At 33.1% G+C, this 22,779-nt stretch carries 15 protein-coding genes; 8 read left to right on the forward strand and 7 right to left on the reverse strand.

All coding sequences use genetic code 11. The features are described 5' to 3' along the window. The first annotated feature begins 23 nt into the window (after positions 1-23). Entirely contained in the window at positions 24-1,796 is a 1,773-nt protein-coding gene (locus tag ACN0QX_RS02150; RefSeq protein ID WP_417195288.1) for a 1-deoxy-D-xylulose-5-phosphate synthase, read from the forward strand. Here ACN0QX_RS02150 and ACN0QX_RS02155 read toward each other — a convergent pair. Together ACN0QX_RS02155 and ACN0QX_RS02160 are read right to left on the reverse strand one after the other, a co-directional pair. After that, positions 1,793-1,924 carry a hypothetical protein gene (locus tag ACN0QX_RS02155; protein ID WP_256476089.1) on the reverse strand — a complete coding sequence of 44 codons (132 nt, stop codon included), beginning with the start codon at positions 1,922-1,924 and terminating at the stop codon, positions 1,793-1,795. The genes ACN0QX_RS02150 and ACN0QX_RS02155 overlap by 4 nt on opposite strands. Positions 1,925-2,024: 100 nt before the next feature. Then, the gene (locus tag ACN0QX_RS02160) at positions 2,025-3,368 is read right to left on the reverse strand and encodes a deoxyguanosinetriphosphate triphosphohydrolase (RefSeq protein ID WP_417195291.1); all 1,344 of its coding nucleotides are present in this window, start codon (positions 3,366-3,368) and stop codon (positions 2,025-2,027) included. A 185-nt stretch (positions 3,369-3,553) separates the two neighbouring features. Here ACN0QX_RS02160 and ACN0QX_RS02165 point away from each other — a divergent pair, with 185 nt between their 5' ends. The 3 genes from ACN0QX_RS02165 to ACN0QX_RS02175 all read left to right on the forward strand — a co-directional run bounded on the left by ACN0QX_RS02165 (position 3,554) and on the right by ACN0QX_RS02175 (position 10,131). Beyond that, positions 3,554-6,367 carry a TonB-dependent receptor domain-containing protein gene (locus tag ACN0QX_RS02165; RefSeq protein ID WP_417195292.1) on the forward strand — a complete coding sequence of 938 codons (2,814 nt, stop codon included), beginning with the start codon at positions 3,554-3,556 and terminating at the stop codon, positions 6,365-6,367. Between the two features lie 40 nt (positions 6,368-6,407). Then, complete coding sequence (locus tag ACN0QX_RS02170) at positions 6,408-7,604, forward strand: multidrug transporter (protein ID WP_417195294.1); 1,197 nt, start codon at positions 6,408-6,410, stop codon at positions 7,602-7,604. A 226-nt stretch (positions 7,605-7,830) separates the two neighbouring features. Next, the gene (locus ACN0QX_RS02175; RefSeq protein ID WP_417195296.1) at positions 7,831-10,131 is read left to right on the forward strand and encodes an anion permease; all 2,301 of its coding nucleotides are present in this window, start codon (positions 7,831-7,833) and stop codon (positions 10,129-10,131) included. 283 nt (positions 10,132-10,414) lie between these two features. Here the strand turns inward: ACN0QX_RS02175 and ACN0QX_RS02180 are convergent, their stop codons facing one another. From ACN0QX_RS02180 to ACN0QX_RS02200, 5 genes are all read right to left on the reverse strand, one after another. After that, positions 10,415-11,146 (reverse strand): hypothetical protein, encoded by a 732-nt coding sequence (locus ACN0QX_RS02180; protein WP_417195297.1) that lies wholly within the window; start codon positions 11,144-11,146, stop codon positions 10,415-10,417. Positions 11,147-11,420: 274 nt separating this feature from the next. Further along, positions 11,421-11,906: a hypothetical protein gene (locus ACN0QX_RS02185; RefSeq protein WP_417195299.1), complete on the reverse strand. Its 486-nt coding sequence runs from the start codon at positions 11,904-11,906 to the stop codon at positions 11,421-11,423. 9 nt (positions 11,907-11,915) lie between these two features. Then, the gene (locus ACN0QX_RS02190) at positions 11,916-13,685 is read right to left on the reverse strand and encodes a hypothetical protein (protein WP_417195301.1); all 1,770 of its coding nucleotides are present in this window, start codon (positions 13,683-13,685) and stop codon (positions 11,916-11,918) included. Positions 13,686-14,174: 489 nt separating this feature from the next. After that, the gene (locus ACN0QX_RS02195; RefSeq protein WP_417195303.1) at positions 14,175-16,661 is read right to left on the reverse strand and encodes a ribonucleoside-diphosphate reductase subunit alpha; all 2,487 of its coding nucleotides are present in this window, start codon (positions 16,659-16,661) and stop codon (positions 14,175-14,177) included. A 178-nt stretch (positions 16,662-16,839) separates the two neighbouring features. After that, positions 16,840-17,820, reverse strand: a complete 981-nt coding sequence (locus tag ACN0QX_RS02200) for a ribonucleotide-diphosphate reductase subunit beta (RefSeq protein WP_248397458.1) — start codon at positions 17,818-17,820, stop codon at positions 16,840-16,842. A gap of 633 nt (positions 17,821-18,453) precedes the next feature. Here ACN0QX_RS02200 and ACN0QX_RS02205 point away from each other — a divergent pair. From ACN0QX_RS02205 to ACN0QX_RS02220, 4 genes are all read left to right on the forward strand, one after another. Then, on the forward strand, positions 18,454-19,188 hold the full coding sequence (locus ACN0QX_RS02205; RefSeq protein WP_248397456.1) for a LytR/AlgR family response regulator transcription factor: 735 nt from the start codon (positions 18,454-18,456) through the stop codon (positions 19,186-19,188). Positions 19,189-19,194: 6 nt separating this feature from the next. Then, entirely contained in the window at positions 19,195-21,147 is a 1,953-nt protein-coding gene (locus ACN0QX_RS02210) for a tetratricopeptide repeat protein (protein ID WP_417195305.1), read from the forward strand. 349 nt (positions 21,148-21,496) lie between these two features. Next, positions 21,497-22,045 (forward strand): sigma-70 family RNA polymerase sigma factor, encoded by a 549-nt coding sequence (locus ACN0QX_RS02215; RefSeq protein WP_248397452.1) that lies wholly within the window; start codon positions 21,497-21,499, stop codon positions 22,043-22,045. 4 nt (positions 22,046-22,049) lie between these two features. Beyond that, complete coding sequence (locus ACN0QX_RS02220; RefSeq protein ID WP_417195306.1) at positions 22,050-22,778, forward strand: tetratricopeptide repeat protein; 729 nt, start codon at positions 22,050-22,052, stop codon at positions 22,776-22,778. Position 22,779: the final 1 nt, after the last annotated feature.

A 22,779-nucleotide genomic window follows, 5' to 3' on the forward strand; every position in this document is an offset into this window, starting at 1 on the left:
ATTTTACAACATATTCCTCATAAATGAATTCAATTATTCTCGATACAATTAATAATCCAGCAGATTTACGCGCATTAAATCAAAATAAACTACCTGTTTTAGCTAAAGAATTACGTCAATTTATTATTGATATTGTGGCTACCAAAGAAGGCCATTTAGGTGCTAGTCTAGGTGTTGTGGAATTAACTATTGCCTTGCATTATGTATTTAATACACCAGATGATGTATTAATTTGGGATGTTGGACACCAAGCTTATGTTCATAAAATACTAACGGAAAGAAAAGCCAATTTTGACACCAACCGCCAACTACATGGCATTAGTGGCTTTCCCAAACGGTCTGAAAGTATCTATGATATGTTTGGCACAGGACATTCATCTACCTCTATTTCGGCAGCATTAGGCATTGCTATTGCAGCACAAATTCAAGGTGATTTTAAAAAGCATCATATAGCCGTTATTGGTGATGCCTCCATTGCCAGCGGAATGGCTTTTGAAGGTTTAAACCATGCAGGCGTTACCAATGCCAACTTGCTCGTTATTTTAAATGATAATGCCATAGGAATAGACCCAAGTGTTGGTGCATTAAAACAATATTTAACCAACGTAAAAAAGGGCACTCAAAAACAAGATAATATTTTTGAAGCCTTAAATTTTAATTATTCAGGACCTATTGATGGTCATGATATTTTTAAAGTGATAACAGAATTAGAGCGTTTAAAAACCATTGAAGGCCCTAAATTCCTTCATATAATCACAACTAAAGGCAAAGGCTTAAAACAGGCTGAAGAAAATCAAGTGGTTTATCATGCGCCTGGAAAATTTGACGCTGTTACGGGAGATATTCCTGCTAAAACGAACACCTTACAAGCTCCAAAATACCAAGATGTTTTTGGTTTAACCCTGGTAGAATTAGCAGAAATAAACAATAAAATTGTTGGTATTACACCTGCTATGCCAACTGGAAGTTCCTTAAAATATATGATGGATGCTTTTCCCAATCGCGCATTTGATGTTGGTATTGCCGAACAACACGCCGTAACACTTGCAGCTGGTATGGCCACCCAAGGTATGATTCCGTTTTGCAACATCTACTCTACTTTTTTACAACGTGCTTACGACCAAATAATTCATGATGTAGCCTTACAGAATTTACCAGTTATTTTCTGTCTAGATCGTGCTGGTTTGGTTGGTGAAGATGGCGCCACACATCATGGTGTTTTTGATATAGCCTATTTACGTTGTATTCCGAATATGATTATTGCAGCGCCAAGAAATGAAATTACCTTAAGAAATTTACTTTATACGGCACAGCTCGGAAAACTTTCAAATCCTTTAGCTATAAGATATCCAAGAGGTCGAGGAAACAATGTAAATTGGCAAGTACCTTTTGAAAACGTAATAATGAGCAAAGGCGAACAATTAAAACAAGGTGAAAAAATAGCGATTTTAAGTATTGGTAGCGTCGCCAACAACGTATGCGAAGCGATTTATGATATATCCATTTCCCATTACGATATGGCGTTTGTTAAACCACTTGATATAGATTTATTGCATACTATTTTCAACAAATACGAAACTATTATTACCGTAGAAAACGGAACCATTATAGGTGGATTTGGAAGTGCGATTGCCGAATTTAAATCGCAATTTAATTATAACAATACGCTGAAAGTATTGGGTATTCCAGATCAGTTTATTGAACAAGGTTCTGTAGAAGAGCTAGAAGATATAGCAGGCATTAGCCCTAAAAAAATTAGAGCCTTTGTATTAAAAAATTATGGTGATGTAAACTAGTAATCTTCTGCGTAGAATTGGGTTGAATCAATGTCAGAATCATTGTTATTTGATAACTCACTTAAGGCTAATAAACTAGCAAAGGTTACAAAAAATATAACGATAGCACCTAATATATTTTTTCTCATTTTAGTTAAGTTCAATTAATTTTATAAGCTAAATATAAAAAACACATCGTTAATATGCAAATAATTTCGACTAATAGCTGATTTTGAAAGTTTTATCTTACTAAAAAGCCATTCCCTTTATTTTCTTATAAATTAGAATTGCGCGACTATCTGATAAAGACGCTACATAATTACAAACATTTAAAAGTCGTTTATAAATTAAATCTTCTTGAATATTGATACTCTCGGATAAGGTGTTTAAAATTAATGTATCGTAATTGGAAGCTGTGCCATTATGAGCATTGTTAACAGCAGACACATAAGTTTCCAATAATGTATTTATAACACGGTATCCCATTATTTCCTTTTCTAGAACTTCCTTGGATTGATAGACGTTTTTAATACTAATATTAATAATATCGGTAATTTGTGCTTCATACTTACTTTTATCCAATAAGGCAGTTTGGAAGGTATCATTTAAAATAGCTTCCTCATTTTCAATAAATACAGAAACGGCTTCATTTATCAATGTATTTATTGCCAATGCTCGTAAATAACTAATGCGGTCTTGGGTAGTTGATAATTGGTAGTATTTATTGGTTTGTATATTATCTCGAACCAATTTAATTAAATATTCCAAAGCAAACTCCTCTTGAATAAGACCTAAATTAATACCATCTTCAAAATCGATTATGGTGTAGCAAATATCATCAGCTGCCTCTACCAAAAAGGTTAATGGATGCCTAGCATAGCTTATATTATCATCCGTTCTCCTCGTAATTAAACCCAACTCACTTGCCACATCTTCAAAAGCGGTTTTATCTGCTTGAAAAAAGCCATATTTCTTATCGGCAATATGTTTAGTTGGCTTTTTAGGCAAGGATTCTTTAGGGTATTTTGTAAAAGCACCAAGCGTAGAATAGCTTAAACGTAAACCACCTTCGCGACCAATACGGCTTTCCGTTAGGATTTTAAACCCATTGGCATTGCCCTCAAAATCACATAAATCTTGATATTCTTTATCAGTCAATTCCGACTGGAATGTTTTGCCTGCACCTGTTTTAAAAAATTCACCTATGGCTTTCTCTCCTGAATGTCCAAAAGGTGGATTTCCAATATCATGAGCCAAAGCGGCAGCGGCTACAATAGCACCAAAATCGTTTGGTTGATAGCCATGAATATTTTGTAAATGTGGATATTTTTCAATTAACTGTTTGCCTGCTAGTCGTCCAAGTGTTCTTCCAACCACACTGACTTCCAAACTATGGGTTAATCGTGTGTGAACAAAATCTGTTTGGGATAAGGGAATAACCTGCGTTTTATCTTGTAAACTTCTAAATTCTGAAGAAAATATGATACGATCATAATCAACTTCAAAACCTAAACGTGTTTCATCTTGCTCTTTTCGCAAGCGTTTATTCGTATCGCCAAAACGCTTTAATGATAATAATTGTTCCCAGTTCATTGTACAAATCTATTGACTTGCAAGATAGTATTTTTTCAATGTTAAGAAACCGTTTCGAAATCAGATTATTTAGAAAATCTCATAACTTTTAGGTAATGTTTTTATGATACAGGTTTAATACCTAGTTAACCGTGAATTTACATCTCTACAGTTTCTTTGCCGTAAGAAATTTTGTAAAAAACCACATGAAATATTTACTTCTTAATCTACTATTATTTACAACGCTAATAACCTATTCTCAAAATACGGGTTCCTTAGCTGGCAAAATTGCTGACAAAGAATATAGCAATGAGCCGCTTCCTTTTGCCAATGTTTTAATTAAAGGAACTACAAAAGGTACTACAACCGATATGGATGGTTTATATCTAATAGACAATTTAGAAGTTGGCACATACACCATTGTTTATAGTTTTGTTGGCTACGAAACTCAAGAGGTAGAAGCAACTATAATTGCCGGAAAGGTTACTGAAATAAATTTACCTATGGCTGCAAACGCAGCATTATTAGATGAAGTTGTTATAACAACTACAACCAAACGAGAAAGTGAAGTAGCTTTATTATTGGAACAGAAAAAAGCCGTTGAAATTAAACAAAGTATTGGCGCCGAGGAGTTATCACGTAAAGGCGTGAGCAATGCGGCAGGAGCTGTTGCCAAAATATCAGGGGTTTCTAAACAGGAAGGTTCCAGCAACGTATATGTTCGTGGATTGGGCGATCGTTACTTAAACACTACCATGAATGGTTTATCGCTTCCATCCAATGATGTGAATAAGAAAAACATGGATTTAGACTTGTTCTCCTCCGATATTATTGAAAACGTCTCTATCAGTAAAGCCTATGCGGTTGGTTTTTATGGTGATTTTTCGGCGGGAAATGTCAACATCAACTCTAAAGACTACAATGGAAATGGGTTTTTAGATGTTTATATGGGAAGTGGTTTTAATACCAATGCCATTGATAAAGATTTTGTGAAAAGCGAAGGAACTGGGTATTTCGGATATTATGGTCGCTATGATCACAACCCGTTTGCTGTGGTATTATCCCATGGTATCGATCCTGTTTCTGCTGGAACACCTATAAATGTAAGCTATGGTGCTTCTACTGGAACATCGTTTCATTTTAAAAATGGTTCGCGCTTAAGCATTTTTGCTACCGGTTCTTTTGAAAACAATTTTGAATACCGCCAAGGAACTACAAGAGATTTTACGCTTACCGAGAAAAAAGCCTTTGTGGATAGTGCTGAAGAGTATGAATATGGCACAACAACAACAGCTATGGCAAACGTAAACTACAAAATAGACGATGCCAATTCCGTTAAATACAGCTCGGTTTTTATTAATAACGCATCCGATGTTGTTGGGTATTTTGGCACCAATGGAAATGGAAGAAACAGAGATGCCATTCAAAATACAGATGAAGGTTTCTACCAAATGAATGTACAGTTTGACCAAACTAAAATGTTTGTTAACCAATTATTAGGTAATCATAAATCGGGAAAAATTGAAGTGGATTGGGGGTTTGGCTATAATTATGTAAATGCCGATCAGCCAGACCGTAAACGAATCAGTTTAGAAAACTACCATTTAGCTTTTGATAACAATCCCAATACAAACCCAATTTTTTATAGCAATGTGGATTATGATAATCAACGTTACTTTCAAAGTATTACCGATGATGAATATAACGGAAACTTAAATTTCGCTTATCAAGCTACCGAAAAACTCACATTAAATATTGGTTATAATGGTAAAAGCAAAACGCGTAATTTTAATAACATTCGTTATGGTTATGATATTGTTCAAGGTAATTATCCCGTTACGGATGTCAATAATTTCAACAGCATATTTTCATTAAATAATCTTCAAGTTAATGAAAACAGCGGTGGACTTTATGAAATAAAAGTAATTAAACCCATTCCTGGATACACCAACACCAACAGACCTGGACTTCCAGAAAACACCTACCAAGGCCGATTAGATATTTATGCAGGTTATGTAAATGCCGAAATTAAAGCAGGCGATAATTGGTTGTTTGTTCCAGGTGTCCGTTTAGAATCTATTGAGCAAACTATTGCTTTTGATGTAATAAATTTAGGATTACGAGGCACTGATGAAATTACTTCCAAAAATAACTTATTCTTGCCAAGCTTAAATATTAAATATAGCCTGAATAAAGACCAAAACTTACGGTTTTCGGCCAGCCAAACAGCATCCCTACCAGAGTTTAAAGAAGTAGCTCCATTTGTTTACGAAGATATTTCAGTTCGTGTTGGTGGAAATCCAGATTTGCTAGAAGCAGGCTATTCTAAAATTTATAATTTGGATTTAAAATACGAATGGTTTTTCAGCAAAAGTGAAATTTTATCGCTTGGCGCTTTTACAAAAATTATTAAAGACCCTATTAATTTAGTTGTTGGTGCGGATGCTACAGGAACACAACGTTATTTTAGAACGGGTGATAAAGCTAATGTTTACGGCATTGAATTGGAAGTCAGAAAAAATTTGATAACCAATGAAAATGATGACACCGATTTATCTATTGGACTAAATGCCACGTATATGTACACCACTCAAGATTTGTATGAGCGTATTGATGGCGATTTTTACGATGTGAGTTTTAATAGAACAAAAGACCAACTTCAAGGTGCCTCACCTTTCTTACTGAATGCAGATATTAGTTATTCTCCAACATTTAAAAACTACAAACCCGTTGCCAATTTAGTATTCTCATACTTCTCGGACAGAATTGATGCTTTAGGTTCTGGACAATTAGGAAATGTAATTGAAAAGGGTGTTCCAACGCTAGATTTTATTTGGAAAAACACATTTAGCAACACGTTTGAAGTCAACTTAAGTGTCATGAATTTATTAAATCCAACCGTTACATATATTAGAGAAACCACTTTAGGAGATGTTGTGGTTAATTCAGCAAATGGCAAAGGCGTATCAGATTACAAACGCGGCATGGATATAAGCTTACAACTTAAATACACATTTTAACAATCACTTTAACAATAGAAATTAATTAAACAAAAACACAATGAAAAACAATGTAATTTTAGGATTAGCAATTGTAACCATGCTTTTCTCTTGCTCATCAGATGACACCGCAGATATTGTTATTAATGACAGTAGCAGTGTGGTAAATAACAATGGCAATGGTAATGACAATACGAACGATTTATGTACCACTATTCCAGCTGCCGAGTACACGTCAGATTTAGAATTAGAAGCTAACAAATGCTACCGTATTAGCGGCCCTGTAATCATGGCTTCAGGAACGAATCTCATCATTAACGAAGGTGCAACAATTTATGCTGAAGCTACAGGAGCTGATGTATATATTGCTATTTCCCAAGGCGCAAAAATTATTGCAACTGGAACGGCAAATAATCCAATTGTCATGACATCTAATGCGCCATCGCCAGCTGCTGGAGATTGGGGTGGATTAATTATTTTAGGTAAAGCGCCTATTAACTCCGTAACAGGTTCTGGAACATCAACATCTGAAATTGCTAGTTTACCTTACGGTGGAAATATGAGTAATGATTCCTCTGGAACGTTACGTCATATGCGTGTAGAATATTCCGGTGGTGCGGCAGACGGTCAATCTGAAAATAACGCGTTTTCATTTTATGGTGTTGGAAACGAAACCGTTGTTGAGTACATTCAAGCCTATGAAGGAAAAGATGATGGTGTTGAGTTTTTTGGCGGAACGGTTAACGTAAGCTATGTATCCGTGATTAACGCCCAAGACGATTCTATTGATTGGACTGAAGGTTATACGGGAACCATTACAAATGCCTATATTAAACATGGTTTTGAGCATGACAAAGGCATTGAAGCCGATGGGTATAACACAGACTTTAGTAATGAAGGCGGTTATTACTCAAAACCAACGGTTACCAATTTAACAATTATCGGTTTAGGAACTGCCAATGATCCAGATAGCGAAGCCATTCGTTTAAGAGCTGGAACACAAGGGATTTTTAACAATATACTTATTCAAGGTTATGGAGAGGGCTTTGATTTAGATGGTGATTTAGGGGATAATCCAACAGGAAATGGCGTAATAAATGGTAATTTACAGGTTACAAATGTCACATTTACTGACGTTACCCTTACCATGAAAAACGACACACAAGTTCCATTTGAAGAAACTGATTTTATATCAGGAGCCACAAACGGAACAGGAACAGATTATGCTACTTGGGGTGCACTATGGACTGCTGAATAAAAAAACAGAATTAGTTTAGAGTATGGAAAGACTGCCTGAAACTTTTAGTTTCGGTCGGTCTTTTCGGGTTATGCACCTTAACTTATTAAGCTTTAACCTTGTTTTACAGTTTTCTGTTTTCAAAAATATTTCACATCAAAAAATATGAAACGCCTAAAAGTTAACATTTAGGTAACATTACAATTCCAAACACTATAGATATTTGCAAACTATTTTAAAGTAACGTATGGATAATATATACTTATTAATGATTATTGCCTTGGCCGTATTAGCAGTTGCTGATTTGGTGGTAGGTGTGAGTAATGATGCGGTGAATTTCTTGAATTCAGCCATAGGCTCAAAAGCCATTTCATTTAAAACAATCATGATTGTTGCTAGTGTTGGTGTAGCCGTTGGAGCCGTTTTTTCTAGTGGTATGATGGAAGTTGCCCGAAAAGGTATTTTCAACCCACACGAATTTATGTTTGATGAAATCATGATCATCTTTATGGCTGTCATGATTACAGACATCCTATTGTTAGACTTTTTTAATTCAGTTGGGATGCCAACATCTACAACGGTATCCATAGTATTTGAATTATTAGGAGCTTCCGTTGCAATGTCTTTAATTAAAATTGGTCATGATGGAGGAAGTTTCACTGATTTAGTAGACTACATCAACACCTCAAAGGCGGCAGAAATTATCTTTGGAATACTCCTATCCGTCGTCGTCGCATTTTCTATTGGTGCAGCTGTTCAGTGGGTTGCAAGGCTATTGTTGTCTTATAACTTTGAGAAAAAAGCTAATTGGGTAGGTGCCTTTTTTGGAGGTATAGCTTTATCATCTATTACCTATTTTATTTTTATCAAAGGTTTAAAAGGTACTTCATTTGCAGATGATGCTTTCGCAATTCTAAATGGCGATACGATAAACGAATTTATTGAACACCAACTTACCTATATTTTACTTGCTAGTTTAGTACTTTGGTCATTAATATCATATCTATTTATCACTGTTTTCAAAGCAAATATTTATAAACTCATTATTTTAGTGGGAACCTTTGCTTTAGCATTGGCTTTTGCTGGAAACGATTTAGTTAACTTTATTGGTGTTCCAATTGCTGGCTGGCTTTCTTACAGTACTTGGGTCGCTTCAGGTCTTCCTGCAGAAACGTTTAGTATGGGCTTCCTAGCCGATAAGGTAGCAACACCTACTTATTTATTAGTTGGTGCAGGTTTAATTATGGTTGCCACATTATGGTTTTCTAGTAAGGCGAAAGGTGTTGTAAAAACCTCATTAGATTTATCAAGTCAAGGTGAAACAAAAGAACGTTTTCAACCTAACTTTTTATCGCGAGGGTTTGTGCGTTTTGCCGTTTTAGCATCGCAAATGTCATCTTATATTTTACCAGAATCATGGCAGAAAAAAATTGATAAGCAATTTGAAATACCTGTTTTAAATTTAAAAAAGGATAAAACCTATGAGTTACCAGCTTTCGATTTAGTTCGTGCTGCCGTTAACCTTATGGTTGCTGCTGTATTAATTTCTATTGCAACCTCTATGAAATTACCGCTTTCTACCACTTATGTAACGTTTATGGTTGCTATGGGTACATCATTAGCGGATCGTGCTTGGGGAGCAGAAAGTGCCGTATACCGAGTAGCTGGTGTTTTAAATGTTATTGGAGGTTGGTTCTTCACGGCGTTTATTGCATTTATTGCTGCAGCCTTAATTGCTTATTTATTGAATTGGAACGTGAATGTTATGGTTCCTGTTTTATTACTTTTCGCTACGGTTTTATTAGTAAGAAACTATATTTCTCATAATAAGAAATCTAAAGAATTAAAAGCTGAAGATAGTTTAACGCGTGCTGAGAGTAGCTCTATTCAAGGTGTAATTCATGAAAGCACCAACAATATTGCCAACGTTATAAAACGTGGTAACCGTATTTATACCAATGCAATTAATGGTTTAGCAAAACAAGATTTATCCTTACTAAAGAAGAACAAAAAACAAGTTGTTAAACTTGGAAATGAAATTGATGAATTGCGTGATAATATCTTCTATTTCATTAAGAATTTGGATGAATCCAGCGTAGCCGCTAGTAACTTCTATATTAATGTGTTAGGTTATTTACAGGATATTACACAGTCTTTAGAGTACATCTCTAAAATCAGTCACAAACACGTTAACAACAACCATAAGAAACTGAAATTTAGCCAAATTAAAGAGCTGAAGGAAGTTGATGAGCGTTTTGAGCGTCTATTCGTTAATACCAAAGCCGCCTTTGACACCCGTTCTTTTGAAGAAATTGGCGTTATATTAAGTAGAAAAAAGGAGATTATGGATATGGTAACGCATAAAATCCAGAAACAAGTAGAGCGTACTAGAACTGAAGAATCTAGCCCGAAAAATACCACTTTGTATTTTAGTGTACTTTTAGAAACGAAAGATTTACTAAATGCTACTATGAATCTGTTAGAAGAATATCATAATGCACATGATAGCTCTGTAGAACCTGCAACGGTTTCAGAGACTGACGATTAATATATAGTTAAGTTCTTATTTAAAAAAAGCATCTCGATTGAGATGCTTTTCTGGTTTTTATAGATTGAAAAACATTAGAATTCAAGCTAAAACCTAACAGGTTTTTGAAACCTGTTAGGTCTGGATAGCAAATTATCAAGCTATAAAAAAACACATCCACGACAGCTCTGTAGAACCTGCTAATTAACCAAAAAAATATTCTTTTGGGTTTGACCTAATAACCTGGATGTTTCGGGATTGAAATTAAATAATGTCAGAGCAATCCAATGGATTGGTTTTTTTATCAGGCACAGCCTAAATTGTCAATATCATCAATAACCCATTTGCCATCTACTTTTTTTACAAAAACTTGAAAACTACAGCCACACAGTTTTCCACAATTAAAACCTACATTGAGAAATCCATAGGTTTTATCACTATTGAAATAAACCTGGTAAAGATAAAGCATTCCAGAAAATTGATGTAAATGTCTATTTTCTTTGTTTGGGTATTTTTCCCATTCCTTAAATCTTAATTCTTCTAAAGATTCAGAGTATTCTGATTTATATTTTAATATATAATCATTGGGCATTTTTATTTTCGATAAATCTAATTTAAAAGACGGTTTAAACTCTAACGTCTCTATAAATTGAGAATTCTTTAATTTAGAATATCGTTTTAACTCATTTTTTGAATAGCCTTTTACAGAATCAGAAACGATAACAATCAAGGGAACGAAATTTGTTGTATCTAAATATTTACTATGATTTTCACGGTATTGTTTAAATACTAAATCCATCTCCTCTTTGTCTTTATATTCTCGGGTATACTTCCTCCTAATAGTATCATTAGGATTTGGTGGTGCTGGAAGTGGTGCCATCATTTTTCTAAAATCCTGAAACCTTTTATTTACCAGTTCTGGAAAAATGTCCTGATAAACAGTTTCTTCTAAATCCGTAGATGTGGAGTTTTTACAACCAAAATTTAATAGAATGATACAAGAAATTAAGCTGAACAACAATTTTGTTTTATACATAAATAAATAATTTAATAATCACAATCGTTTTCATGGTTATCAGTTAAAACACCAGCGTTCAAAATATTAAAATTACGCAATTCTTGATTAGTTAAAGACAATTAATCTTTTGGATAAGACCTAACAGTCCCGATGTTTCGGGATTGTTAGGTCTGGATAGCAAATTATTACCTCACAAAAAAACACCTTTTTCAAGGTGCTTCCTTTAAGGTAAAACTCTCACAAAAAAATAGCATGATAATATATTCATGATATTTTTTTTATAAAAGATTTATCAATTTGATAAATCCGTTGGAACTATATTTTTTCTAGTGCCTTCATAAATCATAGGTAATATGTAATAATTTATATCATATTTCCCTGTTGAAGAATTAAATTTCCCTTCTTTCTTCTCGATCAAAAAAATCTTTTTTCTCAAACTCAAATCGTTATGAACTTCCCAAAATGCATTATTCTTGGTTAAATCAGAAATTGATACAAAATCAATGGAATCAGGAGAAACTGCTTTTCGTATTTCTTTTAAAGTATAATATTTTGTGTTCCCTAAAGAATCAATTCCTTTCAAATTGACTATATCAAAATGATAGTAATCCGTTAAGAAGCGTTTATCTTCACTTTTTACTGCAAAGCCATAACATAAACTCTGTTCCTTACAAAAGGCAAACATCGGCTTGTCAACCATAAGATAAAGAATATCCGTTTTTTGACTAAAACTATTTAGAAAGTAGAGAGAAAAAAGTAATAAAAATATATTTTTCATAATATTCAATTAAATACAAGTATTAGTATATTCAGTATTAGCAGCACCCATTATATAGTTTTGCTTTGCCAAATTAGTCGGATTGTTTTGAATAGTATTAATAAAATCTTGAGTACCCTCTAAACCTATCCAACTTACATTGTCCATTAATTGTTGTAAAGTAAAATTACCAAATGAATTTAAAAGATCATTATTTACATTTGTCAAAAAATCGTTATTAGTATCATTTAAACTAGGATGTATGTCTAATAAATTTTGAATAATAAGTAACCTATAATTTAATATAGTAAATAAATTATGATTCCATTCAGTATTTCCACCAGTGTAGGTTGTATAAAAATTTACTATTAGGGCAAACAGCTCTTCATTAGAGTTATATGTAACTGATGTATTTGTGAAATTAGGATATCCTGCCGAATTAAAAGTATCTATAATACCCAATTCAACGCATCTATCTAATAATTCAGCATGCAAACTTTCATGAATTAATAATAGTGCAATTTCAAGTGTAGATGAGTTCGCTACACCACTAGGATTCAATTTTATCTCATACAAACGAAAATCAGTTCCGTTTGCTGAACCTCTGGTGAATGCCGCTTCTCCATTAGGAGTTGGCGAAACGCTAAACCTAATGTGTGCATTCTTGGAACTGCCAAAATTATCATCAATTATATCATTAAATATTGTGTTAGATAAACCTTTTAATTTATCATAAACACATTTAACTTTTTGATTACTTAAAACTGATGGATCTAATATAACGTGATTTTCCCAATCTACCTCACCATCAATTAACCATGCTTCAACAGCAGCTTCTGCAAAATTTTCATTACCACCAAGCTCCAAATAAGTATCAACATCGTCTTTATGGGACAAATTATTCAATAAAAAACATATTTCGCTTTGTGATAAGTGTAAATCTGCCGAAGGACCTGTTAATGATTCCGTGCCTGAACATTCAAAATCCATATCATCAGGTACACAATTACCTTTACAAGAAGTAGTAGGAGATGACGTATTCCCACCAGTACTGCCATTACCATGACCGTTACCAGGATTATAAGGTGGAGGCGTACCTCCATTGCTTGGCGCTCCACCTTGTGGATTTCCACCTGGCGCACACAACAATTCAGTAATAGTAATCTCACCAGAATTTGGTGCTGGGTTGGTATTGGGATTACCATCATCCTCATCATATTCACATGCTTCCCCATAAACATGATTGCCTGAACTACAAGTGTCTGGTATATATTCCATAAGTGTACAATCATCTTGAAAGAGTACTTTAGAAAATAATTGCTCACTAAATCCCCCTTCAATTTCCGTCATTGTATAACGGTTTATTAAATTAACTATTTCGCCATCATCTAAACGTACTATTTCATCATCTGTAATATTGTAATGAACAAGGAACTCTTTATAACTTCCATCGTCTTGCAGACTTAATAATATATTCTGTAATCCTTCTCCAGCAGGCGTGTTGGTTACCAAAAAAGTGTAGGAATGATATCCGTTTTCAAATTCTATGTAAGTAGCAAAATCAGTATCAATGGATAAACCTGTTTCATTGGAATGAACAGTTCTATTTTGGCTCGTTTTACTAAATTCAGCTAATTCAGTTTTTAGGGCACCTATTTTAGACCATACTCTATTATTGTCTATAAACTGATTTTGAGGAATAGTTGATACTGTTACAGGTCTGTCTACTTTTTCTTCTGTAATTACAATATTTTGAATATCATCATCTTTTTGACAATTATAAAAAATTAGGCATGCCAATAAAATTGTAAACTTTAAAAATACTAGTCTAGTATTTGTTTTGTTTTGTTTTGTAAATCCATAATTTAAATTTAAGTAGGTTAAGCAACAAACCTAAAACTTATTTCTAACTTTTATACTACGTAGTTCTACGTAATTTTTGGGTTTTCGATGAACCGTAAAGCGTTTAAAAATAAGTACGTTATCCTACAAAATAACTCTAACAGTCCTTTATAGTCGAAATAAAACAATCTACAAATTGCCTACAAAGGTGTTTTAGTAAAAATACGTTTTGCTTTTTATGGGTTTTGGAAATTACAAACGTACACAACTGTAAAACAAATTTAATTTACCATATTAGTTTTCATATACAAACCGTTTCAGTAACATTTAGATATTGACAAACTGATAAAATTTTGGTTTGGCAAAAGCAATTTCAATAAATCCTCAAATAAAAAAAGCACCTCTTTCAAGGTGCTTTTCAATATAGTAATTACATCTTTTAAATCATTAAGATCCACACATCAAGCAATCATCACCTTCTGCTTCTTTTGCTTGGGCAATAAGCGCTTTCATTTCATCTGCAGACATGGGCTCCACCTCTTCCGGAGTTTGCTTTTCAGCAAATTTAGCAGCTGTTTTTACGGCCTGCTGTTTTTGTTGGGCCATAACTGTATCAACCATTGGTGTGGACTCTATAATGGCTTCAGCAACTGGTTGTTCCTTTTTCTTATTATCCAAGGTAAACTTAATAGCATCTACCGCACTTTTCGTGCGTAAATAATACATACCTGTTTTTAAACCACTCTTCCAAGCATAGAAATGCATAGATGTTAATTTTGCCATAGTTGCACCTTCCATAAACAGGTTTAAGGATTGAGATTGGTCAATAAAATAACCTCTATGGCGTGACATATCAATAATGTCTTTCATACTTAATTCCCAAACCGTTTTATAAAGCTCCTTAATATCTTGAGGAATAGACTCAATACCTTGAATTGATCCATTAGCACGCATGATATCTTGTTTTAAACCTTCGTTCCACAGACCAAGTTCTACTAAATCTTCCAGTAAGTGTTTGTTGACAATAATAAATTCACCCGATAGCACACGACGCGTATAAATATTAGACGTATAAGGCTCGAAACATTCATTATTACCCAAAATTTGAGAGGTACTTGCTGTTGGCATTGGTGCAACTAACAAGGAGTTTCTAACACCATGTTTTTTAACCTCTCCACGCAGTTTAGCCCAATCCCATCGACCACTTAATTCGTTATCATTAATTCCCCAAAGGTTGTGTTGAAATTCCCCTTGACTTATTGGCGATCCTTCATATGTTTGGTAAGGACCATCAGCTGTTGCCTCTTCCATACTAGCTGTTACTGCTGCAAAGTATAGAGTTTCAAAAATTTCTTGATTTAATTTTTTAGCAGCATCACTTGTAAAAGGCATGCGTAATTTTATAAACGTATCAGCCAATCCTTGAACACCTAAACCAACAGGTCTGTGACGGAAATTAGAATTTTCAGCCTCTTTTACAGGGTAGTAATTTCTATCAATAACACGGTTTAAGTTTTTGGTAACGCGTTTGGTAATTTTATAAAGTTCTTTATGATCAAACTCGCCATTTTTAATAAACATTGGCAACGCAATAGATGCTAAATTACAAACAGCCACCTCATCTGGGGAGGTGTACTCCATAATTTCCGTACATAAATTAGACGACCGAATGGTGCCTAAATTTTTCTGATTGGACTTGCGGTTAGCGGCATCTTTATACAACATATACGGCGTTCCCGTTTCAATTTGCGATTCGAGGATCTTTTCCCAAAGCTCACGAGCCTTAATGGTTTTTCTACCTTTGCCTTCCGCTTCGTATTTTAAATATAAGGCTTCAAATTCTTCACTGTGCACTTCATCCATTCCTGGACATTCATTCGGGCACATTAAAGTCCATTTGCCATCTTCTTGAACACGCTCCATGAACAAATCAGAAATCCACATCGCATAAAACAAATCGCGTGCACGCATTTCTTCTTTACCGTGATTTTTCTTCAAATCTAAAAAATCGAAAATATCAGCATGCCAAGTTTCAAGATACATGGCAAAACTTCCTTTACGTTTTCCACCACCTTGATCTACATAACGTGCTGTATCGTTAAAAACTTTTAACATAGGAACAATACCGTTGGATGTTCCGTTAGTTCCAGAGATATAACTTCCTGTTGCACGAATATTGTGAATAGCTAAACCAATACCTCCAGCTGATTGTGATATTTTGGCGGTTTGTTTCAATGTATCATAAATACCATCAATACTATCATCTTTCATGGTTAATAAAAAACAGGATGACATTTGTGGTTTTGGTGTACCGGAATTAAAAAGTGTGGGTGTAGCGTGTGTAAAATATTTTTTAGACATCAGTTCATAGGTTTCCAAAGCGGCATCTAAATCATTTAAATGTATACCTATAGAAACACGCATCAACATGTGTTGTGGTCTTTCAGCAATTTTACCATTTAGCTTTAATAAATACGAACGCTCAAGTGTTTTAAACCCAAAATAATCATAACCAAAATCGCGATTATAGATAATTGTAGAGTCTAATTTATCTTTATTATCCATAATTACTTGGTAGACCTCATCTGATAGTAATGGCGCATCTTTTCCTGTTCTAGGATTAACGTAGTTATACAAATCATGCATCACCTCACTAAACGTTTTTTTAGTGTTTTTGTGTAGGTTAGACACCGAAATTCGAGCAGCCAAACGCGCATAATCAGGATGAGCCGTTGTCATGGTTGCTGCAATTTCAGCGGCTAAATTATCTAGCTCGCTGGTTGTAACACCATCATAAAGTCCTTCTATAACTCGCATAGCTACCTTTACAGGATCTACTAATTCGTTTAAACCGTAACACAGTTTTCTAACTCTTGCTGTAATTTTATCGAACATCATGAGTTCTTTCCGGCCATCTCTTTTTAATACATACATAATTTTACACGTTTTTTGTTTCCTGTTACACCTTACAGGAAAATGGATTAATTAGCTAAAAGGGTAGTCTAATTTTATAAGAAATTAGAACTTTGAATTTATATAAAAGTCTAGCAAGAACACAGGTAGATGAACATCCACATCATTGTTGCTATTAACTATTATTAAGGGTTGTTATTTAAAAATCAGCGTCAAAACTGAACTTATCTTTATCTTCCTCTTTATTAAGAACACCTGCCTTTTGATATTCCGACACACGCTTTTCAAAGAAATTGGTTTTTCCTTGTAAGGATATCATATCCATGAAATCAAAAGGGTTGGCTGTATTGTATTCTTTTTCACAATCCAACTCACTTAAAAGTCTATCAGTTACAAATTCTAGATACTGCGACATTAATTTGGCATTCATACCAATTAAACTAGCTGGCAATGACTCGGTAATAAATTCACGTTCAATATCTAAAGCATCTATAAGGATTTCACGAATACGTGCTTTTGGTACTTTATTTATTAAGTGGTGGTTGTGTAAATGCACAGCAAAATCACAATGCACACCTTCATCGCGAGAAATTAGCTCGTTAGAAAATGTTAAGCCAGGCATTAAACCACGTTTTTTTAACCAGAATATAGAACAAAAGGCACCAGAAAAGAAAATACCTTCAACGGCCGCAAAAGCAATTAAACGTTCACCAAAACTAGGCGATTCTATCCATTTTAAAGCCCAATCTGCCTTTTTCTTAATAGCTGGAAAATTATCTAAAGCATTAAAAAGCTGATCCTTTTCAACTTCATCTTTTACATAGGTATCTATTAATAGTGAATAGGTTTCGCTATGAATATTTTCCATCATTATTTGAAATCCATAAAAAAACTTAGCTTCACTATATTGCACTTCGTTAATGAAATTTTCAGCTAAATTTTCATTTACAATGCCATCACTAGCAGCAAAAAAAGCAAGAATGTGTTTAATAAAATAACGCTCATCATCATTTAATTTACCTTTCCAATCGGTTAAATCTTGATGTAAATCAATTTCTTCAGCCGTCCAGAAACTGGCTTCAGATTTTTTGTACCATTCCCAAATATCGTTATGTTGAATAGGAAAAATAACAAAGCGATCTTTGTTTTCTTGTAGAATAGGTTCAATTTGTTGAGACATTGTTAGTGTTTTTTTAGAATTAATAATTTGAATGGTAATGTGACTAACAAATATTGAAAATAGTATCTGTAATTGAAAGGTAAATTCAGAAACATTGTCAACAAGTTTTTAACAAACCAGTATTGACGCAGTATGACATACTTTTTCCCTAAAAATCCATTAAATTACTGATTTTCAATAATTTAAATAAAAAAGATGTGCGAAAGAAATGTAAGATTTAACCTATTAAAATCACTCTAACAATAGGCGAAACCTATGTAATAAGCACTAGAAAATAGCTCAATAATTTCCATAAAAAAAGAGCGAGAAATTCGCTCTTTTAATAACTAATTAACTAAATAACTAATGAGATTAAAGTCAAAAAGCTAGAAAAATCTAGCCTTTTGTTGATTAATAGCACATACCCTTTAATAAATGCTTAATCGTATAATAATTTAATAGCAAAGCTAATATCTGAAATTTCTCACCACACCAAGAACACTTTTGTATAGTTGGTATTGAATTATGTGTAATTGGCAAAAAACCAATTTTCGCCCTCATATTTTACGAATTTCCTACTTTTTAAGATTAATTTACTAATCATTTATAACCATTTCAAGTTCAAAATGTTAGAATATTATTATATTTGAAACCATGATACGAGCAGTAATTGTAGATGATGAGCAAAAAGCAATAGAAAGTTTGTCTTGGGAACTCACAAACTTTAGTGATGAAGTTGAAATAATAGCCACTTTTAACAAACCTGAAGAAGCTATTAGTTATTTAACCACCAACAAGCCTGATTGCGTTTTTTTAGACATCAATATGCCAACCATGGATGGATTTCAGTTTTTAGACAAATTAACTGAAAGAGATTTTTCTGTAGTGATTACTACCGCTTATAATGAATATGCTTTAAAAGCATTAAAACACGAAGCCATAGATTATCTTTTAAAACCTATTGACTCTGATGATTTAAAAGAAACCTTGGCGCGTATAAAAAAGCATAATTCTACAGCGTTTCCAGTGGCTAAAATTGAAGAAATCCTTATTAATTTCAACAAGAATTTTAATCAGAAAAAAATAACCTTAAATACCGATGGGAAATTAATATTTTTAGATACAGATAACATTATTTTCATAGAATCAGACGGTAATTACAGCACCTTTGTTATGGCAGACAACCAAAAGATTTTAGTTACCAAAAAACTAAAAGAGGTGAATGCACTTTTACCCGAAAATTATTTTTTCCGAATCCACAATTCTTACATTATAAACCTTAATAAAATTAAGGAATTTATTAAAAATGATGGTTATGTTGTTATGCAAACCAACGAGAAAATTCCAGTGGCCAGACAGCGCAAATCCGATTTTTTAGACAAAGTTTAAGCTACAATGAACACCAAAAACCACTATAGGCTTTTTAAAAACACCATTTTTATTATGCTTTGCTTTGCAACTACAATTAGTAGTGTAGCGCAAGAACTAGATTTAAAATCCTTTTACAAAAAGGTGGATAGCATTTTGATTGAAAGACCAGACAAACCCGCTATTCTGGATTCTGTTTTTCATAATGTGAAATTTGACACCATTAAACTTTCGTATTTAGTTCATAAAAGTCACCAGAAGGATTATTTGGAAGGCGAATGGTTTGCCTTAAATTCACTAGGTAATTGTTTTAGAAACATTTCTGATTACGAACAATCTATTGGTTTATATAAAAAAGCATTTGCCACAGCCAAACAAAGTGGTAATTTGGAAATGGAGGTCATTAGTCTGAACATGCTTGGTGTTGTTTACAGACGTATGGACGCTATTCGTTCTGCTTTGGATTACCATAAACAAGCACTCGATTTAGCCGAAAATGCACCAGAAATTACTTTAGGTTTAAAACGAAGTATTGCCGTTTCTCAAAACAGTATGGGAAATATTTATTTGGCTTTAAAACAATATGATTTAGCACTTATTCAATTCTATAAATCATTAGCTATTGAAGAAGCATTAGACAACAAGCTCGGTCTAGCTATTAACAATCATAATATTGGATATGCTAAAGAAAAAACGGGGTATTATGAAGAAGCGTTGGAATACTACAACAAATCTTTAGATTATAACTATCAAATTGAATCTGAAATAGGCATTGTTATCTGTTTTAATAGCATCGGTAAAGTTTACATTTATCAAGATAAGTTTACAGAAGCGAACACCATAATTAAAGACGCCTTACAACGAGCGATTAAAGAAAACGATCAGTTTTACATTGCTATTTCTTATGTTAATTATGGCTTATCGGAATTAAAACTCAACAATTTAGAATTTGCCAAAACCCAATTAAATAAAGGACTAGAAATTGCCAAAGAATTTAATTTAAAATCTTCAGAAATTGAAGCTTATAAATATTTATCCGAAATTTATGAATTGTCTGGGCAACATGATGCCGCTTTAGATACGTTCAGGAAACACGTAATTTTAGATGAAAGCCTAACAAACGAACGCAACATTCAGTATGTTAATGATTTAATTATAAAATATGATACGGAGAAAAAAACCAATCAGATTAAAGAATTAGCCAGTGAGAATGAAATAGTAAAACTCCGACTAGAAAAAAACAAACGAACCCTATTGTTAAGTCTGTTAGGTGCCAGTTTGGTTTTTATTACCTTATATGTTTTATACCGTCAACGCCAACTTAAAAACGAGAAGAAAATTTTAACGTTGGAACAAGATATGTTGCGCAATCAAATGAATCCGCATTTTATTTTCAATTCCTTGAACTCTATCAAACTTTACATTATAAATAACGAAAAGGAAAATGCTGTTTATTACCTCAATAAATTTTCAAAACTAATCCGAAAAATACTCATTGCATCCACCGAAAAGGAAATATCGCTTCAAGATGAAATTGAAAACATGTCACTCTACATGAATATAGAAAATATCCGGTTTTCCAATGAAATTGACTATCAAGAAAAAATTGATGAAAGCCTAAATACATCCTCTATAAAAGTACCTTCACTTATTTTACAGCCATTTTTGGAGAACGCCATTTGGCATGGATTATCAAGTAAAACTCAAAATAAAAAAATAGAATTAGTTGCTAAAAAAACCCATGACAACCATGTATCAATTACCATAACAGATAATGGAATTGGACGCGTTGCTTCAGAGAAAATTAAAAATGAAAAGAAAATAAAACGTCAATCGGTTGGTTTAAATATTACCAAAGCACGACTTGAAAACTTCTCGAAAACGTTCAAAGAAGATTACAGTATTGATATAATAGATTTATATGATGATAATAATATGGCCTGTGGAACACAAGTAATTTTAAATATTCCTATCAAGTAGGTTTTATTTTATTTTTGCGGTTTTCTTCTATTTCACCATTTTCAGCTAACTCTCTAATGGCTCTATTTTAATAGGTTATGGACTAACGGTATTCGCACAAGAATTCTAATTTATAGATAACATAAAGTATTCTCAACTTGATGTTTTCATATACTTATAGTTTAAAGGCTATTTTTTGTTGCACGGTTTTTAATAACTAATTTTGAATAAAATCTCGAAATAGGATTAATTATTAGCATATTAAAACCTAATTATGTACTATTTGGTGCTATATTTTTAAAAAGGTAAACACCATTTTAATTTTTTATTGAATAATCTTGTTTACTTTTGAATTCCCAATGACATTAATATGATAGATGAAGACATTGTCAAAGCTTTAAAAAAAGGCCATATAGAAACTTTAGAAGCCGTTTATTTGGAGCATAAATCTGCCTTTATTGGATTTGCTAAAAAATATACCGCGGACGAAGACTTGATAACCGACATGTATCAAGATGCCATTATTGCATTGCGAGAAAATGCTATGAATGGAAAGTTGGATAATTTAAAAAGCGAAGTCAAAACCTACCTTTTCAGTATTGGAAAATATAAGATTTTTAAAGCCTTAAAACAGCAACAAAAATTACATTTAGTAAGTGAGCCTGCATTATTTGATAGCTTAAAGAATGAATATGATCTCTCTACAGAATTAATAGGCGAGCTAACCGACGAACAAAAACAGTTACAAGCAGCCTTTATTAATTTAGAAGGGAAGTGTAAAGAAATATTGACTTTATTTTATTACAGAGGTTTTACCATAGACGATATTACGGCCGAATTAAATTATAACAACAAAGATGTTACCAAAAGTCAAAAATCACGTTGTTTAAAAGCTTTAAAAGCAATGATCTTTAATTAATAGCATGAATAAAGAGAACTTAATAGAACACTATTTTTCTAAAACACTTACTGAAGAAACTCAGAAAGCGTTTAACCATTTAATGGAAACAGATCCTGATTTTGCAAAAGCGGTTGCATTTGAAAAAAACCTTAAAACGGTTATTGCCAAAGAAGAGCAAACACAACTGAAAGAAAGGTTTCAAGCATTAGACAACACTGCTAAAAGCGCTTTAAAAAACACGGGCAATCCATATTTAAAATGGGCAATTGCAGCTGTAATTATTATTTTATTAGCAATTCCTAGTTTCTGGATTTACAAACAAAACAATGTGAGTAATCAGGCGCTCTATGCTTCCCATTTTGAACCTTATAAAAATGTGGTACACCCTATTGTAAGAGGTCAAGATACTCATGATTTAATGTCCCAAGCTTTTATTGCTTATGAAGCTAAAAATTATGAGTTGGCGTTAAAGCATTTCAATACAATTTTAAAAGATAATCCAGATACAGTATTATATTTTTATAAAGCAAATGCCCTTTTATATTTGGATAAGAATAAGGAAGCTATTACCATATTATCCGACACCAAAAATATTTCTGAAAATTTTAAAGCGCAACAGCTTTGGTATTTAGCACTTGCATATATTAAAACAGAATCTAATTTAAAAGCAGCAACCACCTTAAAAGCCTTAATTAGCAATGGTACGTTTAAGAAGCAGGAGGCCGAAAAACTTTTAAAACAAATTAATTAAA

This window comes from Bizionia sp. (genome assembly GCF_048259285.1).
GTDB lineage: Bacteria > Bacteroidota > Bacteroidia > Flavobacteriales > Flavobacteriaceae > Algorimicrobium > Algorimicrobium hallyeonense.

Excerpts from the sequence above, each read along its gene's own strand:
- ACN0QX_RS02150 (WP_417195288.1), top strand. The coding sequence starts at position 24 with ATGAATTCAATTATTCTCGATACAATTAATAATCCAGCAGATTTACGC.
- ACN0QX_RS02155 (WP_256476089.1), bottom strand. The coding sequence starts at position 1,924 with ATGAGAAAAAATATATTAGGTGCTATCGTTATATTTTTTGTAACCTTT.
- ACN0QX_RS02160 (WP_417195291.1), bottom strand. The coding sequence starts at position 3,368 with ATGAACTGGGAACAATTATTATCATTAAAGCGTTTTGGCGATACGAAT.
- ACN0QX_RS02165 (WP_417195292.1), top strand. The coding sequence starts at position 3,554 with ATGAAATATTTACTTCTTAATCTACTATTATTTACAACGCTAATAACC.
- ACN0QX_RS02170 (WP_417195294.1), top strand. The coding sequence starts at position 6,408 with ATGAAAAACAATGTAATTTTAGGATTAGCAATTGTAACCATGCTTTTC.
- ACN0QX_RS02175 (WP_417195296.1), top strand. The coding sequence starts at position 7,831 with ATGGATAATATATACTTATTAATGATTATTGCCTTGGCCGTATTAGCA.
- ACN0QX_RS02180 (WP_417195297.1), bottom strand. The coding sequence starts at position 11,146 with ATGTATAAAACAAAATTGTTGTTCAGCTTAATTTCTTGTATCATTCTA.
- ACN0QX_RS02185 (WP_417195299.1), bottom strand. The coding sequence starts at position 11,906 with ATGAAAAATATATTTTTATTACTTTTTTCTCTCTACTTTCTAAATAGT.
- ACN0QX_RS02195 (WP_417195303.1), bottom strand. The coding sequence starts at position 16,661 with ATGTATGTATTAAAAAGAGATGGCCGGAAAGAACTCATGATGTTCGAT.
- ACN0QX_RS02200 (WP_248397458.1), bottom strand. The coding sequence starts at position 17,820 with ATGTCTCAACAAATTGAACCTATTCTACAAGAAAACAAAGATCGCTTT.
- ACN0QX_RS02205 (WP_248397456.1), top strand. The coding sequence starts at position 18,454 with ATGATACGAGCAGTAATTGTAGATGATGAGCAAAAAGCAATAGAAAGT.
- ACN0QX_RS02210 (WP_417195305.1), top strand. The coding sequence starts at position 19,195 with ATGAACACCAAAAACCACTATAGGCTTTTTAAAAACACCATTTTTATT.
- ACN0QX_RS02215 (WP_248397452.1), top strand. The coding sequence starts at position 21,497 with ATGATAGATGAAGACATTGTCAAAGCTTTAAAAAAAGGCCATATAGAA.
- ACN0QX_RS02220 (WP_417195306.1), top strand. The coding sequence starts at position 22,050 with ATGAATAAAGAGAACTTAATAGAACACTATTTTTCTAAAACACTTACT.